We start from the raw sequence: 16030 nt of genomic DNA, 5'->3' as shown, positions 1-16030 counted from the left end.
ATAACTGGCTCAGGCGAGGGCAAGGCCCACCGCCGCCTTGAGCTCTGCCTGTTTCGAAAGGGGGCAGCAAAGCTCATGCATAAGCCGATTCGCCTCGCAGGGATTGGGCTGGCTGGCACCCCAGTGCATCGGCAAAAACAAGGTGCCGGGGCGGATGCGCTTGCTGATCAGCACCCGAACCTCGATCATGCCGCGACGGGAGCGCACTTCGACCATGGCGCCATCATTTAACCCATTGCACTGCGCATCCTGGGGATTTATCTCTAGAAGGGCTTCGGGATGCTGCTTCCTCAACCGATCCACGTGCACGGTGCGCGTCATCGTGTGCCAGTGCCCCAGGTAGCGGCCCACGGTGAGCACCAAGGGATAGTCCTTACAGGGGGGTTCCGCCAAACCCAGGGGCGGGTCCGCCAGCAGGCGAGCCCGACCGGATTTGGTGGGATAGCGATGGTCGACGTACAGGCGCGCCGCCCCTTTGCCCGGGGCCGTTTCTAGGGGGAATGGCCACTGCTGGGGGCCGTGTTCGGCCAGCAGTTGATGGCTGAGCCCACTGAAGTCGCAGACCCGCCCCGCGGTGAGCGCCGCCAACTCCTTGTAAACCTCGGCTGCGGAGTCGTAGTTGAACTGATCAACGAACCCCAGCCGGCGGCCTAACTCGGCAAAGATCTCCCAATCGGGCCTGGCCCCACCAGGGGGTTTGCGAAAGGCCGAACAAAGGGTCACCCGACGCTCGGAATTGGTCATCACTCCTGCCTTTTCGCTCCATTGGGCAGCAGGCAAAAGCAGGTGTGCCACAGCCGCAGTTTCGGTGCCGGCATAGGCCTCACTCAGCACAACCAGGGGGCAGTTTGCCGCCGCCGCCCGCACCCGATCCAGGCTGGGCAGGCTCACAAGGGGATTAGTGGCGGCAACCCACCACAGCCCCAGCTCACCGCACTCCATCGCCTCGATCTGCTCCCAGACCGCCAGGCCTGGCTCTGCCGCAATCACACCGGCAGCAAAACCCCAATGGCGCTCCACCTCCGCGCGATGCTCGGCATTGGCCACGAGTCGGTAACCAGGCAGTAGCTGGGCCAGGCCGCCCACCTCACGCCCCCCCATGGCATTGGGCTGGCCGGTGAGTGAAAACGGGCCGGCGCCCGGCCTACCTATGTGGCCCGTTGCCAGGTGCAAATTGATAATGCCCCCCACGGTGGCAGTTCCTTCACTGCTCTGGTTCACCCCCATCGACCAGAGGCTGAGCACCCCAGTGGCTGCAGCCCACCACTGGGCAAGTTGGCGCAGGTCGGCCTCGGAAATTCCGCACAAAGCAGATACCCGTTGGGGCGTCCAAAGGCGCCAAAGCGCTTCCAGCTCGCCATAGCCCTCGGTGTGGGCGTCGATGTAGGGCCGATCGAGGGCCCGTAACTCCCCCAATAGATTGCCCAAGCCGTGGAGTAGCACCAAATCGGTGCCCGGGCGGATCGCCAGATGCAGATCAGCCGCATCGGCGGTGGCGGTGGCCCTGGGATCCACCACAACCAGTCGTAAGGCCTGCTTCTGCTTGCGTTTGCGCTTAAGCAGCCGCTGAAACAGCACCGGATGGCAATCGGCAGTGTTGGTACCGATCAGCACCACCAGGTCAGCCAGATCGAGGTCCTCGTAACAGCAGGGGGGGCCATCCGAACCCAGGCTGCGGTCATAGCCCGCCACCGCAGAACTCATGCAAAGGCGTGAGTTGGCATCAAAGTTGTTGCTGCCAAGGGCACCCTTGAGCAGCTTGTTGGCCACGTAGTAGTCCTCGCTGAGGAATTGGCCCGAGCCGTAGATGGCCAGTCCCTGGGGGCCCTGCTGCTCCAAGGTGCGGCGGATCTGGGCCAGCAACAGCTCAAAGGCCCGATCCCAGCTGATCGGTGCAAACTGCTGATCGAGGCTCTCGCGCCATAGCGGAGTGGTTAGCCGGTTGTGGTGGAGGGTTTCGCCCACCGTGGCGCCCTTGATACACACCTGCCCCAGGGATGACGGATGGTGTCGATCCCCGCGGGCCACCCAAATGGCCTCGGCTGCTGCCGGATCAGGCGGTTTGAGTTCCAGGCCACAACCCACGCCGCAGTAGGGGCACTGGGCCCGGGCAGCTGAACTGGCGGCTGGGGTGGCGGCGGGATCACTGGCCATAGCGCCATTCGACCAAGCCGGGGCACCCAATGATGGTGGCGGTTGTTACCTAGTGGCGCTTGCTGCCACAGTTCCCCTGAGTACATCCCTAGCCAACACCTGCTTCGGCTTCGAGGCCGACTTCACCGCTGACCTGCGCTGCATCCCGATGGCGGTGCGGCGCAAGCTGGATCTGGCCGGGGTGAAGCTGAAGCTGCAGCACTGGAGTGAGCTGGGTGACAGCGAGCGAAGCGACCTGCTGGCCTGGCCCGACGACCCCAGCGCCATCGAGGCCTTGCGCCAGCACCTGCAGGCGCGCAGCGCCGCCCTCAGCGCCGGCCCTGCAAAGGACCTGGCCCGACCCGACGCTGAACCCTGGCAGCAGGCCGACCAGCTGCCCGAAGTGCTGGCCACCTCCTGCGCCCAGCTGAACCTTGAGATCCGCAGCAGCGGCTGGGCGGAACTGGACGAACTGCAGCGCTTTGCCCTGGTGAAGCTCAGCCACCCCGGCCACGAGCACCGCAACCTGGCGCGAGCCCTGGCCGAATTTGAACTGCTGGTGGCAGACGGCTGAACGCCTCACCACTTGCGGTAGGGCAGGCTGGCGTTCCACACCTCGTCCTGACCCAGGCGGGCGCCAAGGTCAGCGAAGCTGAGCCCGCTGCAGCGCTTGGCGTCGAGCAGGGTAGTGGTGTGGGGAGACAGAGCCATGGAGGGACTGGTTATGGGACGGGACCCTAGGGATGGGCGGCGACCGGCCTGGCAGCCATTGCTACAGCTGCCCCTGCGCGCCTGCTTACTCAGCGGTGGCGAGAGCCGTCGCATGGGCCGCGACAAGGCGCTGCTGCCACACCCAGAGGGCGGCACCTGGCTGGAGCGCAGCTTGCGCCTGCTGGCCCAGCTGGAGATGCCGATCACCCTGCTAAGCCGCCATTCGGCCCATCTGGAGCTGGCAGAAGAGATAGCCCTCAAGCTCGCCCCCTGCTCGCCGGTGACGGTCCTGGTGGAACCGCCGCCCTGGGAGGGGCCGCTGCTGGCCCTGCACCGGTTGATGCAGCAGCACCCCGACGAGCGGCTGCTGCTCTGCCCGGTGGACATGCCGGAGCTCACCCCGGCCGCCATGCAAAACCTCTTGGCGGCAGCGGACGATCCAGCGGCAGCGCAGACGCCCACCCGGCTCCATCTGGCCCACGACGGCGAGCGGCTGCAACCGCTGCTGGGCCTTTATCCGAGCAGTGCCCCGATCCGCAGCCACCTGGCCGCGGCGGTGGAGCGGGGCGAACGGCGCCTGCAGAGCTGGCTGGCGACATTGCCGTGCCAGGCGGTGCCGCTGGATGCCCATGCCATCCGCAACGTGAACTGGCCCGAAGCGGATAAACGGATCTGAGCCAAATCAGTCCGCGGATTTGCCCAGCTTCTCCACCATGCGCTCACAACGGCCCCTCCTCGTAGCGAGCCTCCACGGCAAACACCTGTAACTCCAGGAGCTGGGGAGCAACCTGCTGGCCAGCCATAGCGACCAGATCCCCGAGGTCATGGACCCGGGGGGGCTGACGATCGGCCAACACAATCCAGGCTTTGAGCAATTTCTCAAAAGCCTGCTGGGCCGTGAAGCCCCAGTCCTCATCTGGATAGTCAGGATCAAGGGTCAACCGCAGGCTGCGCAAATGGCGGCGCACAATCGCCAGTAGCAGCAGGGCGCCTTCAGCGGGCGACGTACAGCACCCGGCCCTCCCGAGCCACAACGCCAAACACATGCCAACGGGAACCTCTCAGGCGCTCGGCATCCGCAGCGCCTGCCATAACTAGGTCTATGCCCACCCCAAACCGCTGGGGATCAAATCCCGGACCCAGCTCTGGAGCCGGGTCCAGCGCCAGCGGCTGGCGCCAAGTAATGGTGGGCGGCGCAAAACGCTCGCCAGCTGGGGCGACCATGTTGAAACCCTACCGCTGGTCGACATAGCGTGGCCACTATGGCGAACGCCACCGACAGGCTCAACAGACCCCTTGGGGTGCTGCGGCTTTCGCTCACGGCCCGCTGCAACCTGGCCTGCCCTTACTGCCTGCCCGATGGAGTTGAGCCCCCCGGCCTACTCACTGCCACTCAGCGGCTGCAGGTCGTCGCGGCGGCAGTGGCACTGGGGGCCCATAGCCTGCGCCTGACCGGCGGCGAACCGTTACTGCACTCCGGGCTGGAGGAGCTAATCGCCGCGGTGCAACCTCTGCGGGCCCAGAGCAAAGAAGGCCCCGGCCTGCGCCAGATCGCCCTCACTAGCAATGGCACCCTGCTGAGCGCCAAACGGGCCCGGGCTCTTCGCGCCGCCGGCCTCGATCGAATCACCCTCAGCCTCGATGGCACCACGGGCGCTGCGGTGGCCGGTATGGCAGGCCTGGCTGATGCCAGCGCCGGCGAGCGAACCCTGGCGGCTGTACTGGCAGCGATCGAGCACGCACGGGCGGCGGGCTTTGATCCGGCAGTCGGTGCCCTGAAGCTCAACGCCGTAGTCCAGCGCGGCCGCAACCACGATCAACTCCTGCCGCTGGCGGCCCTCTGCCGCGAAAGGGGCCTGGAACTGCGTCTGATCGAATACATGGATGTGGGCAACCGCAACGGCTGGAGCCGAGCCGCCGTACTCAGCGCCGCCGAAATGGTGGAGCAGCTGGGCGCCATCTGGCCCCTAGAACCCCTCGGCCGAGATAACCACGGCACCGCCAGCCGCTGGAGTTATCGCGATGGCCGGGGCAGCATCGCCGTTGTGGCCTCGGTGAGCCAACCCTTCTGCGGCGATTGCAACCGGCTGCGAGTTACGGCCGATGGGATCGCCTACACCTGCCTGTTCGCCTCCCCAGACAGTGGCACTGATCTCAGGCCCTGGCTGAAAACGGATAGCGATCCAATCGAGCTGGAGCAGGCATTGGCCGGCCTATGGAAACACCGAAACGATCGCTACAGCGAAGAGCGCCAACAGGGTGCCAGGGGCGACCGCAACCATGCCGAGATGGCTTATTTGGGGGGCTGAGCAGGCCTGGTCTTAGAACCCCAGCAACTTCAGGGAAACCCACTGCCCACAAACCAGCCCTTCAGCGTCAATTCGCTTGCACCATCAGCCCCTCTCACAAATACCAAGGCACCTACTCCAGCAACCGTGGCAACAGCTGCACCAAATTGCAAGGACGGGTGGCTCCATTGAGCTGGGCGCTTATCAGGCGATCCCAGGCGGTTTCCACCGCATCAAGCGACCCGGGCAGCACAAAAATAACGGTGCCATTGGCCACTCCCGCTAGGCAGCGGCTCTGCAAGGTGCTGGTGCCGATCGTTTCAAACGAAAGAACCCGAAATAGCTCACCAAAGCCCTCGATTGTTTTATCCAGGAGCGGCACCACCGCTTCCGGTGTGCCGTCACGCCCTGTGAGGCCGGTGCCTCCGGTGGTGATCACCACCTGCACCCCAGGGTCGGCGATCCAGCGGCTCAACTCCGCCCGGATCTGATAGCGGTTATCTGGCTTGATTAGCCGCTCCACCAGTCTGTGCCCATTGGCCTCGAGCCGCTGCTGGAGAGCATCACCGGAGCGGTCATCCACCAGGGTGCGGGTGTCGGACACGGTGAGCAGGGCGATGGCGAGGCCCAAGCAGGAACAACCAATGGAATCACCATCGTGGCAAGGAAAAGGCAACGAGGCTGATTAGCTTCAGTGCCATGGAGGAAATATCAGCTACTTCGATCCGAATCCTTCTATTTGCAGCCCTGCGTGATCAGGCGGGTTGGGGTGAGAGGCAATGGCCGACAGCCCCATGCTCTGGGGCAGCCCCCACCCCTCGCCAACTCTGGAAAGAATTGGATATGCCTGGAAAGTTGAGCGGTATACGCGTCGCCATCAACCAGCAGTTCAGCGACGCAGACACCCCACTAAAGGCCGGAGATGAGCTGGCCTTCCTGCCGCCGATAAGCGGTGGTTGAACCCAGCTGCCATGCACCTCAGAATCGATCTGCACAGTGAGGCATTTGAGCCCCTAGGGCGCCTGGAGCAGTGGCGCACTGAATTAGTAGGCCACAGCAGCGCCGCCGAAGTCAGCAGCCCCGCCGAAAGCCTGTTCATCGGCAGGGTTCGCGCCACAGCCGCCGACGGCACGGCGCTAATCGCCCTGGAACTTCAGCACTATCCGGGCATGACCGAACGCCAGCTCACCCAACTGGCTGAGTCCAGCTGCGGCCGTCACGGCGCCTACAGCTGCCTGATTCAGCACCGCATCGGCCGGGTGCTCCCCGGCGAAGCGATCGTGCTGATAGCCATCGGCGCAGACCGCCGCGGCCCTGCCCAGAGCTGCTGTCAAGAGCTACTGGAAGCGCTCAAACATGAAGCCCCTTTCTGGAAACGGGAGTGGCGAAGTGATGGCACAGGCGAGTGGCTTACGGGCAACACGCCGCTTTAAGCTCAAAACACCGGCAAGCGCAACAGCTGCGCCCAGAGCTCGGTACCAGCCTCCAGCGCCCCCATCTCCGCCGGGATCTCCAGCAGCAAATCTGCCCCCTGCAGCGACCCGATGCGCGAGGAGGCCTGGGATCCCCCCACCCGCGCCCAGAGATCGCCAGCGGCTGTCACCACCAGCTGGGCCCTGGCCAGTTCCGGCCGCCCGGAACCGCGGCGCATGGGCTGCTCCAGCTGCACCTTCAGCCTCGGCAACAGCTGCAGCTCCGCCCCCTCCAGCCGCTGCAGCGCCGGCCACAGCAACTGCAAAGCAGTTATCGCAGCAGCCACTGGGTTGCCAGGCAAACCAAAAAAAGGCACCCCCGCCACCTGCCCCCAGGCAAAGGGCCGACCGGGTTTAAGGAACAGCTTCCAGAATTTCACCTGACCGAGCTCCTCCACCAGCTGCCGAATCCAGTCGCTGTCGCCAGCGGACACACCGCCCGTGCTCACCACCACATCGCAACCCGCCGCCAGCTCCTGCAGTGCCAGCCGCAACTGCTCTGGTTGATCGACAACCACCCGTTGATCAGCCACGTCGTAACCGAGCCGCTGCAGGAGAGCCCTGAGCAAAGCCGAGTTGCTCTCCCAGATCTGCCCCGGCCCCCTTTGCACCCCGGGCGGCAGCAGCTCATCGCCGCTAATCAACAAGCCCAGCCGCGGCCGACGCGTCAGCGCCAACTGCTGCACGCCGCAGCTGGCCAAGCGGCCGAGATCGGCCACACCAATTCGTTGACCCGCCGCCACCAGTTCCTGACCCGGGGCCGCCTCCTCCTGCGGCTGGCGAATCCAGGCATTGGGGCCACAGGGTTTGGTCAATTCCAATTGATCTCCCTTAGCCGCCACCAATTCCTGGGGCAAGACCCGATCACTACCCTCCGGCACCACCGCACCGGTGAGAATGCGCACCGCTTCTCCTGGTCGCAACGCCGCCCCATGGGGGGCCCCTGCCGCTGAAACGCCCACTAGGCACCAGAGGGCACCAGGCTCAGGCTCGGCAGCTCCGGCAATGGCATAGCCATCCATGATTGAGGCCCGAAATCCCGGCACCGCAGCAGATGCGATCACCGGCGCCGCCGTGGTGCGGCCCTGGGCCTGCATTAGCGGCAGGATTTCGGATCCTGAGAGTGGCTTGATCGCCGCCAAAATTTGGGTGCGTGCCTGCCCTAGGGGCAGCCCTTCTCGGCCATAGGGCTCAAGCATCACGCTGCCAATCGCCATGGCGGCCTCCGCTCTTGCGGAGCAACTGCACCCCCGTGATCTTCATGGCTGGATCTGCCGACTTGAGCATGTCGTAAAGGGTGAGCAGACCCACCTGCACCGCAGTGAGGGCTTCCATTTCCACTCCGGTGCTGCCGGTGGTGCGGGCGGTGGCCTCAAGGCGCAGACCGGACCCATCGGCGGCAGGCCCCAATTCCACGCTGACGCCGCTGAGGGCGATCGGGTGGCAAAGGGGGATCAGCTCCCAGGTGCGCTTGGCCGCCTGAATCGCCGCCACCCTCGCCACCGCCAGCACATCTCCCTTTGGGGCACGGCCCTCCAACACCAGGGCCAAAACCTCAGGCAGCATCTGGATTAACCCCTCGGCCGTGGCCTCGCGTCGGCTGGCAGGGCGATCTCCCACCTCCACCATGTGCACCTCACCGGCGGCATTGAGATGGCTCAGGGAAGCCTGGGGCAAGGACGAACCCATGGCTAAGCGGCGACAACGGATCCTCCATCCTGATCGAGCCAGGAGGATCCCATCAAAGCCACCTCCTCAAAACCATCTCCCCAAAACCAGGCTGCCCATAACCTGAAGGCCAATCCAGGCTGGCCTGTGAGACTTTCGCGCCCCTCCACCTATTTCTGCGCCTTTCTCACCCTGCTCAATGACCGGCTAGGGGAAAGCATCGTCTTCCCACTGCTGCCCTTTTTGCTGGCCAGTTTCACCAGCAATGGCCGCACCCTGGGGTTGCTGGCCGGCAGCTATGCCCTGGCCCAGTTCGCCTTCACGCCCCTGATCGGCGCCCTCAGTGATCGCTATGGCCGCAAGCCCGTGATCTCCTTCTGCGTGGCCGGTTCGGTGCTGGGCCTGGGGCTCTTCGCCCTCACGGTGAGCATCAACTGGCAGGCCATTCCCTGGGCAGCTGGCAGCTCAATTCCGCTCACCCTGCTGTTTATTGCCCGGTTAATCGATGGGGTCAGCGGGGGCACCGCAGCCACGGCAAGCGCGGTTTTAGCTGATATTTCACCACCGGAAAAACGGGCAAAAGCCTTCGGCCTAATTGGGGTGGCCTTTGGTTTGGGCTTCATCCTCGGGCCAGCCCTGGGCGGCCTCCTGGGCCGAATCAACGTGACATTGCCCGTGCTTTTGGCCGCCGTAATCGCCGCCATCAACCTGGCCCTAGTGCTGGTGTTATTGCCCGAAACCCACCCGATCGAAGCGCGCATTTCCCTGCCCCGCAGACGGGAACTCCAACCCCTCAGCCAACTGGCCAAGGTGTTTGGCAACCCCCAGGTGCGCCGGCTGTGTCTGGCCTTTTTTCTGTTTTTTATGGCCTTCAACGGCTTCACGGCCGTCCTGGTGCTCTATTTCAAGCAGGCCTTTGGCTGGGGGCCGGGGTTGGCGGCAGCAGCCTTTTTGGTGGTGGGTGTGGTCGCCACCGTGGTCCAGGGCGGCTTGATCGGGCCCCTGGTCAAACGCTTTGGCGAATGGCGACTGACCCTGGGCGGCCTCGGTCTGGTGATCTGCGGCTGCCTGCTGATCACCCTGGCCCAGGCCAGCAATGCCCAAGGGGTGGTTTTTAGCGCCGTGGCGATCCTGGCCATGGGCACCGGCCTGGTGACCCCCTGCCTGCGCTCCCTGGTGTCGCGGCGCCTCGACGACAGCGGCCAGGGCGCGGCACTGGGCAGCCTGCAGGGGCTCCAGAGCGCCGGCAGTTTCATTGGCCCGCCGGTGGCAGGCCTGGCCTACGACACCCTGGGTCGCACCAGCCCCTTTTGGCTCGGCATCAGCCTCTTGGCCGGGGTGGCTTTGTTGGTGGCTGGGGGCCTACCTGGTCAAGAAAGCCCAACACCAAAGGCTGGATCCTGACACTGCAATCTTGGGGGTCAAGAAGTGCTAATTAGGTAGCACGAATTTAGTGGTGGATTGGGGTATATGGCTGAAGCATCGGCTGCTGCGCTCCTGGCTCCGGAGCTCTATATCAACCGGGAGTTGAGCTGGCTGGCCTTCAACTACAGGGTTCTGGCCCAGGCCTTAAACGAGCACACTCCCCTGCTGGAGCAGGCCAAATTCAGCGCCATCTTCAGCAACAACCTCGATGAGTTCTTCATGGTGCGGGTGGCATCCCTGAAGTCGCAGGAAGACGCCGGCATCTCCACCCTCTCCGAAGACGGCCTCACCCCGAAGCAGCAGATCCAGGCGATTCAGGCAAAGTTGCCGGCCCTGCTGGAGATGCAGCAGCAGCACTATCGCCACTCCCTCAAGAACCAACTATCCGAATACGGCGTTCAGTTGATCGATTACGCCAATCTCAACGACAGCCAAAGGGAGTGGCTCAACGACTACTTCCGCACGGCGATCTTCCCCGTGCTGACGCCCCTGGCGGTGGACCCTTCCCACCCCTTCCCCTTCATGAGCAACCTCAGCCTGAATGTGGCTGCGTTGATACGGGATCCAGATACGGGCCAGCAGGAATTTGCCCGGGTGAAAGTGCCCCAAAAAATCCTGCCGCGGTTTGTGCCAATTCCGGTAGGGCTAAGTGGCAGCAATCCCAAACCGGTATTCACGGCCGTACCGCTTGAGCAGGCAGTGGCCTTCAACCTGGGGCTGCTTTTCCCCGGCATGCACATTGAAGGTCACTACTTCTTCCGGGTCACCAGGGATGCCGATCTAGCCCTGCGGGACCTGGAGGCCGACGACCTAATGGGCGCCATTGAGGAGGGCCTGCGCAAACGCCGCCGGGGCGGTGAGGTGGTGCGGCTGGAAGTGGCAGATGAGATGCCTGATGCGGTGGTGCATCTGCTGATGGAGGGGCTCTCCGTGGAGTCAGAAGACGTCTATCGAATCAATGGCCCCCTAGGACTCGACGACCTGATGGGGTTGATGGATATCCCCCTGCCCAGGCTCAAGGACAAGCCCCACAAGGGCCGCACCTCCCGAAGACTCGCCACCACCCAAAAGAGCCAACTGGAGGACGGCTCCATTAAGGCCGAGGAATTCGAGAGCATCTTCTCGGTGATTCGGCGCGGCGATGTGCTGCTGCAACACCCCTACGACCTGTTTTCCACCTCGGTGGAGGAATTTCTCAACCAGGCCGCCGATGACCCCTCGGTGCTGGCCATAAAGATGACCCTCTACCGCACCTCCAAGGATTCCCCCGTGGTGGCGGCCCTGATCAGGGCCGCCGAAAACGGCAAACAGGTGATGGCGCTTGTTGAGCTCAAGGCACGCTTCGACGAGGACAACAACATCCAGTGGGCCAAACAGCTGGAGAGTTCGGGAGTGCATGTGGTCTACGGGGTGTTGGGCCTGAAAACCCACACCAAAATCCTCCTGGTGGTGCGCAAGGAAAAGGAACGCCTCAACAGCTACGTGCACATCGGCACGGGCAACTACAACTCCAAAACCTCCCGCCTCTACACCGACATCGGCATACTTACCGCCAACCCCGACTTTGGGGCCGATCTGGTGGAGCTGTTCAACTACCTCACGGGCTTCTCCAAACAGCAAAGCTTTCGAAAATTGCTGGTGGCACCCGTCACCCTGCGGGGCCGGATGGAGGATCTGATCAGGCGTGAAATTGAGCACGCCCAAGCAGGGGCTGGTGGCCACGTCCGCGCCAAAATGAACGCCCTGGTGGATCCAGGCATGATTGCCCTGCTCTACGAAGCCTCCCAGGCCGGGGTCCAGGTGGACCTGGTGGTGCGGGGAATGTGCAGCCTGCGCCCTGGCCTGGAAGGCATCAGCGAGCACATCCAGGTGGTGAGCGTGATTGGTCGCTTCCTTGAACACTCACGCCTGTTTTGGTTTGCCAATGGAGGCAGTCCGGAAATGTTCTTTGGCAGTGCCGATTGGATGTCGCGCAACCTCGACCATCGAGTGGAAGCGGTGGCCCCGATCGAAGACCCAAGGCTGCGGAGCCAACTGGAAGAGTTGCTGGATCTCTATCTGGCAGACACCGCTGCCTGGCATATGGCTAGCGATGGCAGTTTTGAGCAACGCCAACTGGAGGGGGAAAGCCATTTGGTGCAGCAGGAGTTGATAAAGCGCTGGCGAGGTGGCCTGCTGCCAATCAAATAACAACGCCATACAGGAATTCTTCCAATTCATAACGTTCTAGCGCTAGTAGTAGTGCTACATTCCAAGCAAATCAATTCGGAGCTTGGGTGTGGGGACGCCTATGCAATCCGTTTCAGACGTTGGCAACGCCAATGTTTCGAAACAGGAGCCATCTTTGATGGCACTTCCTGGCAAGGGAGCAGCTGGACCTTCTAAAACGACTGGACCGCGTTCCGGCGGAAGACTCAGCGCCGATTCAATTGGTTGGTATTTGGGCACAATCGGCCGAGTGCCCCTGCTTACTGCGGCAGAAGAAATTGAATTAGCCCACCATGTTCAGGCGGGTAAACGCCTGCTCGAGCTGCCCGCAGAAGAACACACCCCCAAACACAAGCGCCAGCTGCGCATGGCCCAACGGGCCCGCGATCGAATGATGGCTGCCAACTTGCGTCTGGTGGTGAGTGTGGCCAAGAAGTATCAAAACCAGGGCCTCGAACTGCTCGATCTGGTGCAAGAGGGGGCGATTGGCCTGGAGCGGGCCGTCGATAAATTTGACCCCGCCATGGGCTACAAGTTTTCGACCTACGCCTACTGGTGGATCCGCCAGGGCATGACTAGGGCCATCGACAACAGCGCCCGCACGATTCGGCTGCCAATTCACATCAGTGAAAAGCTCTCGAAGATGCGCCGGATTAGCCGCGAACTCTCCCACCGCCTAGGGCGCCAACCCAATCGACTGGAGCTATCGCATGCCATGGACATGCGACCCGAAGAGCTCGAAGAGCTGATGTCTCAAAGCGCACCCTGCGCCTCCCTGGATGCCCATGCCCGGGGCGAGGAAGATCGCAGCACCCTCGGTGAGCTGATTGCCGATCCGGCCAGCAACGAGCACATGGACTCGATGGATCGCCATCTCCAAAAAGAGCACCTCGGTGCCTGGCTTTCCCAGCTCAACGAACGGGAGCAAAAAATCATCAAGCTGCGTTTTGGTTTGGAGGGTTCCGAGCCCCTGACCCTGGCTGAAATTGGTCGCTTGATCAATGTCTCGCGCGAGCGGGTGCGCCAACTGGAGTCAAAGGCGATTCTCAAATTGCGGATGATGAGCGACGTGCAGCAGGCGGCCTAGGTATTGGCCATCGCCTGACACGGGATCTGACAGATGGCCTGGTGGTCGCAGCAACTTCTAGGCATAACAGCAATTGCCCTCTGGCTAACCCTGCTGGCGTTCCTGGCGATTCAAGTTCGCCGCCGCTGGCATGGCCAAAGGGAGTGGAGCAGAAAACTGGTCCACATGGGTACGGGCCTGGTGGTGTTGATTGCCTGGGCCTGCGCCATTGACCGGCGCATTGCCCTGCCCGCCGCCGCCCTGATCACCCTGCTGGCCCTGCTCAATCACCGCCTACGGGTATTGCCAGCCATAGAGGATGTGGGCCGCTCCAGCTACGGCACGGTCGCCTACGGCGCCTCTATCACCATTTTGCTGGCCATCTATTGGCCGTCCAGGCCCGATGCCGTGGCGGCAGGTGTGCTGGTGATGGCCATTGGTGATGGCCTGGCGGGCCTGATCGGGCCCCTGATTCCATCGCCCTGCTGGCAGGTACTCGGCCAACGAAAATCCCTAGTCGGCACTGGCGCCATGGCCGCAGGCAGCCTGGGGGTATTGCTACTTGTGCGCCAGTTGGCTGGCGTTGAAGGGCTGGCGGCCCCAAATCCTGCAGCCCTCGGGGCGATAGTCCTGGTGAGTGTGCTGCTCGAACAGCTGGCGATCCTGGGCATCGACAACCTCACCGTGCCCATCGCCGCCGGTTGGCTGTGGAGCCTGCTCAGTCAGCCCCTAGGCCAGGGCTAGGGGTTCAACTGTCCGAGCTGCCCGCACCGCGTCGGCCAAGCCAGCCAGCACCTCGCAGGTGGTGGCCAGGTCGATGCAGGCATCGGTCACGCTCTGGCCATAGGTGAGCTTGGAGCGATCTGGCTGAAGCTTCTGGTTGCCAGCCACCAGATGGCTCTCGAGCATCACCCCCATCACCGGGCTAGAGCCGCTGCGCAACTGCCCAGCCACCTGCTCGGCCACCTCCCCCTGGCGGCGGTAGTCCTTGTTGGAATTGCCATGGCTGCAATCCACCATCAGCCTGGCGGGCAAGCCTGCCTTGGCCAGCTCTGCCTCCGCCTCAGCCACGGCCTCGGGGTGGTAATTAGTGCCCCGCTTGCCGCCGCGCAACACCAGGTGGCCATCGGGATTACCGGTGGTGGCCACAATCGCGGCCTGACCCTCCCCATTAATTCCCAGGAAATGGTGGGGCATGGCGGCCGACTCCATGGCGTTGATCGCGGTGATCGCACTGCCATCGGTGCCGTTCTTGAAACCAATCGGCATCGAGAGGCCAGAGGCCATTTCGCGATGGGTTTGGCTTTCGGTGGTGCGGGCGCCAATCGCTGTCCAACTGATCAAATCAGCGATGTATTGGGGCACCACGGGATCTAGCAACTCGGTGGCTGCCGGCAGGCCCATCTCGGCAAGGTGCAGCAGTAGGCCCCGCGCCAGGCGCAAGCCAGTATTGATGTCGTAGCTGTCGTCGAGGTGGGGATCGTTGATCAGCCCCTTCCAGCCCACCGTGGTGCGGGGTTTTTCGAAGTAGACCCTCATCACGATCTCGAGCTGGTCCCTGTGGCGCTCCTGCTCCAGGGCAATGGCGTTGGCGTACTCCTTTGCAGCCCCTACATCGTGCACAGAACAGGGGCCAACGATCACCAGCAGGCGCTGGTCGCGGCCGTGCATGATCGCCTGAATGCGTTGACGGGCCTGCTGCACCGTGGCCGCCGAGCGCTCGGTGATCGGCAATTCCCGATGCAGCAGGGCGGGGGCCACCAAGGGCCTGGTTTCCACCACATGCAGATCTGAGGTGGTGGAATTCATGGCCTGGGCTGGCGCTGCTGCCGGGAGGTAGGGGTCCACCCTAAACAGCGGAACCATTTAGCCCTTGGCGGCAAGCCTTTGCCCTGGCTTTTGCAGCCATGCACACCAAGGCGGGGCCAGGCGACCAAGAAGAATGGCTGCATCGTTTGCCCTGCGGGGATCTCCCTGCCTGCAAAGCCCATGGCCGTCGCCCTGCTTGCCAGCTATCGCCAAGCCGAAGCCGAACGGGCCGCCCTGGGTGTGCCAGCCCTGCCCCTAGATGCGCCCCAGGCCCAGGCCCTAACCGAATTGCTGGAGCAGCCCCCCGCTGGCGAGGAGGCTTTCCTGTTGCACCTCCTCAGTGAGCGCATTCCACCCGGTGTGGATGAGGCCGCCTACGTAAAAGCAGGCTGGCTCGCGGCCGTGGCCAAGGGCACCAGCACCAGCCCCCTGGTGAGCCCGGTGGAAGCCGTAAAGCTCCTGGCCACGATGATCGGCGGCTACAACGTGGGCGCCCTGATCGAGTTGCTCTCCAGCCCTGAGCCGGCCATTGCCCAGCAGGCCGCCACGGGGCTGAGCCGCACCGTGCTCGTCTACGACGCCTTCCACGATGTGTTGGAACTGGCCCAAACAAATGCCTACGCCAAGCAGGTGGTGGAGGCCTGGGCCACGGCGACATGGTTCACGTCCAAGCCAGAGCTGGCAGCTGAGATCACCGTGACGGTGTTCAAGGTGGAGGGCGAAACCAACACCGATGACCTCTCCCCTGCCACCCACGCCACCACCCGCCCCGACATCCCTCTGCACGCCACGGCGATGCTGGAAACCAGGATGCCCGGGGGCCTGGAACTGATCAACGAACTGAAAGGCAAGGGCCATCCGGTGGCCTACGTGGGTGATGTGGTGGGCACCGGCAGCTCCCGCAAATCCGCCATCAACTCAGTGCTCTGGCACACCGGCACCGACATTCCCCATGTGCCCAATAAGCGCTCCGGCGGAGTGGTACTGGGGGGCAAGATCGCCCCGATTTTCTTCAACACCGCCGAAGACTCGGGTGCCCTGCCGATCGAGTGCGACGTAAGCGCCCTTAACAGTGGCGACGTAATCACGATCCGCCCCTACGCCGGCACGATCGAACGGGCGGCCGGCGAACCAAATGCCGGTGAAATCGTGGCCTGCTTTGAGCTCAAGCCCAGCACGATCACCGATGAGGTGCGCGCCGGCGGCCGCATCCCCCTGCTGATTGGCCGCTCCCTCACAGACAAGGTGCG

The 16030-nt window shown here is 63.4% G+C and carries 17 protein-coding genes and 1 pseudogene; 10 read left to right on the top strand and 8 right to left on the bottom strand.

The genetic code is table 11. The features are described 5' to 3' along the window. Positions 1-9: 9 nt before the first annotated feature. Positions 10-2154 (bottom strand): molybdopterin oxidoreductase family protein, encoded by a 2145-nt coding sequence (locus KBY58_RS06270; protein WP_254934262.1) that lies wholly within the window; start codon positions 2152-2154, stop codon positions 10-12. Between the two features lie 52 nt (positions 2155-2206). Here KBY58_RS06270 and KBY58_RS06265 point away from each other — a divergent pair, with 52 nt between their 5' ends. Further along, complete coding sequence (locus KBY58_RS06265) at positions 2207-2707, top strand: nitrate reductase associated protein (RefSeq protein WP_255003470.1); 501 nt, start codon at positions 2207-2209, stop codon at positions 2705-2707. A gap of 5 nt (positions 2708-2712) precedes the next feature. Here KBY58_RS06265 and KBY58_RS06260 read toward each other — a convergent pair whose 3' ends face one another. Then, complete coding sequence (locus tag KBY58_RS06260; RefSeq protein ID WP_409995722.1) at positions 2713-2844, bottom strand: hypothetical protein; 132 nt, start codon at positions 2842-2844, stop codon at positions 2713-2715. 13 nt (positions 2845-2857) lie between these two features. Here KBY58_RS06260 and KBY58_RS06255 point away from each other — a divergent pair, with 13 nt between their 5' ends. Next, a complete protein-coding gene (locus KBY58_RS06255) occupies positions 2858-3520 on the top strand; it encodes a molybdenum cofactor guanylyltransferase (protein WP_255003469.1) in 663 nt (220 codons plus the stop codon). Between the two features lie 43 nt (positions 3521-3563). On the opposite strand, the gene KBY58_RS06250 is transcribed toward KBY58_RS06255, so the two are convergent. Both KBY58_RS06250 and KBY58_RS06245 read right to left on the bottom strand, forming a co-directional pair. Further along, positions 3564-3785: a HEPN domain-containing protein gene (locus KBY58_RS06250; protein ID WP_255003468.1), complete on the bottom strand. Its 222-nt coding sequence runs from the start codon at positions 3783-3785 to the stop codon at positions 3564-3566. 52 nt (positions 3786-3837) lie between these two features. After that, positions 3838-4068: a hypothetical protein gene (locus tag KBY58_RS06245; RefSeq protein WP_255003467.1), complete on the bottom strand. Its 231-nt coding sequence runs from the start codon at positions 4066-4068 to the stop codon at positions 3838-3840. A 38-nt stretch (positions 4069-4106) separates the two neighbouring features. Here KBY58_RS06245 and KBY58_RS06240 point away from each other — a divergent pair, with 38 nt between their 5' ends. Further along, positions 4107-5153, top strand: a complete 1047-nt coding sequence (locus KBY58_RS06240) for a GTP 3',8-cyclase MoaA (protein ID WP_255003466.1) — start codon at positions 4107-4109, stop codon at positions 5151-5153. 112 nt (positions 5154-5265) lie between these two features. Here KBY58_RS06240 and moaB read toward each other — a convergent pair whose 3' ends face one another. Then, entirely contained in the window at positions 5266-5763 is a 498-nt protein-coding gene (gene moaB, locus KBY58_RS06235) for a molybdenum cofactor biosynthesis protein B (protein WP_255003464.1), read from the bottom strand. A 68-nt stretch (positions 5764-5831) separates the two neighbouring features. Between moaB and KBY58_RS06230 the strand changes: the two genes are divergently transcribed. Continuing rightward, complete coding sequence (locus KBY58_RS06230; RefSeq protein WP_254934268.1) at positions 5832-6092, top strand: MoaD/ThiS family protein; 261 nt, start codon at positions 5832-5834, stop codon at positions 6090-6092. Between the two features lie 11 nt (positions 6093-6103). Beyond that, the gene (locus KBY58_RS06225; RefSeq protein WP_255003493.1) at positions 6104-6565 is read left to right on the top strand and encodes a molybdopterin synthase catalytic subunit; all 462 of its coding nucleotides are present in this window, start codon (positions 6104-6106) and stop codon (positions 6563-6565) included. Positions 6566-6567: 2 nt separating this feature from the next. Here KBY58_RS06225 and KBY58_RS06220 read toward each other — a convergent pair whose 3' ends face one another. After that, complete coding sequence (locus KBY58_RS06220) at positions 6568-7821, bottom strand: molybdopterin molybdotransferase MoeA (RefSeq protein WP_255003463.1); 1254 nt, start codon at positions 7819-7821, stop codon at positions 6568-6570. Beyond that, the gene (moaC, locus tag KBY58_RS06215; protein ID WP_254934271.1) at positions 7796-8293 is read right to left on the bottom strand and encodes a cyclic pyranopterin monophosphate synthase MoaC; all 498 of its coding nucleotides are present in this window, start codon (positions 8291-8293) and stop codon (positions 7796-7798) included. The genes KBY58_RS06220 and moaC overlap by 26 nt, the downstream gene beginning before the upstream one ends. A gap of 126 nt (positions 8294-8419) precedes the next feature. Here moaC and KBY58_RS06210 point away from each other — a divergent pair, with 126 nt between their 5' ends. The 4 genes from KBY58_RS06210 (at position 8420) to KBY58_RS06195 (ending at position 13715) form a co-directional block, all read left to right on the top strand. Next, positions 8420-9676, top strand: coding sequence for an MFS transporter (locus KBY58_RS06210; RefSeq protein WP_255003462.1), 1257 nt, complete (start codon positions 8420-8422; stop codon positions 9674-9676). A gap of 66 nt (positions 9677-9742) precedes the next feature. Next, positions 9743-11887: a polyphosphate kinase 1 gene (ppk1, locus tag KBY58_RS06205; RefSeq protein ID WP_255003461.1), complete on the top strand. Its 2145-nt coding sequence runs from the start codon at positions 9743-9745 to the stop codon at positions 11885-11887. A gap of 157 nt (positions 11888-12044) precedes the next feature. Next, a complete protein-coding gene (locus KBY58_RS06200) occupies positions 12045-12992 on the top strand; it encodes a sigma-70 family RNA polymerase sigma factor (RefSeq protein WP_254934274.1) in 948 nt (315 codons plus the stop codon). Positions 12993-13025: 33 nt separating this feature from the next. Continuing rightward, positions 13026-13715, top strand: a complete 690-nt coding sequence (locus tag KBY58_RS06195) for a diacylglycerol/polyprenol kinase family protein (RefSeq protein ID WP_255003460.1) — start codon at positions 13026-13028, stop codon at positions 13713-13715. Here KBY58_RS06195 and KBY58_RS06190 read toward each other — a convergent pair. After that, positions 13701-14780, bottom strand: coding sequence for a 3-deoxy-7-phosphoheptulonate synthase (locus KBY58_RS06190; protein ID WP_255003492.1), 1080 nt, complete (start codon positions 14778-14780; stop codon positions 13701-13703). The two genes, KBY58_RS06195 and KBY58_RS06190, sit on opposite strands and share 15 nt — an antisense overlap. A 180-nt stretch (positions 14781-14960) precedes the next feature. On the opposite strand from KBY58_RS06190, the pseudogene KBY58_RS06185 reads away from it, so the two are divergent. Then, positions 14961-16030: pseudogene (locus KBY58_RS06185) on the top strand (aconitate hydratase B); the annotation flags it as partial.

The organism is Cyanobium sp. HWJ4-Hawea, assembly GCF_024345815.1.
Classification (GTDB): domain Bacteria; phylum Cyanobacteriota; class Cyanobacteriia; order PCC-6307; family Cyanobiaceae; genus Cyanobium_A.
This window is presented reverse-complemented; position numbering and strand designations above follow the sequence as displayed.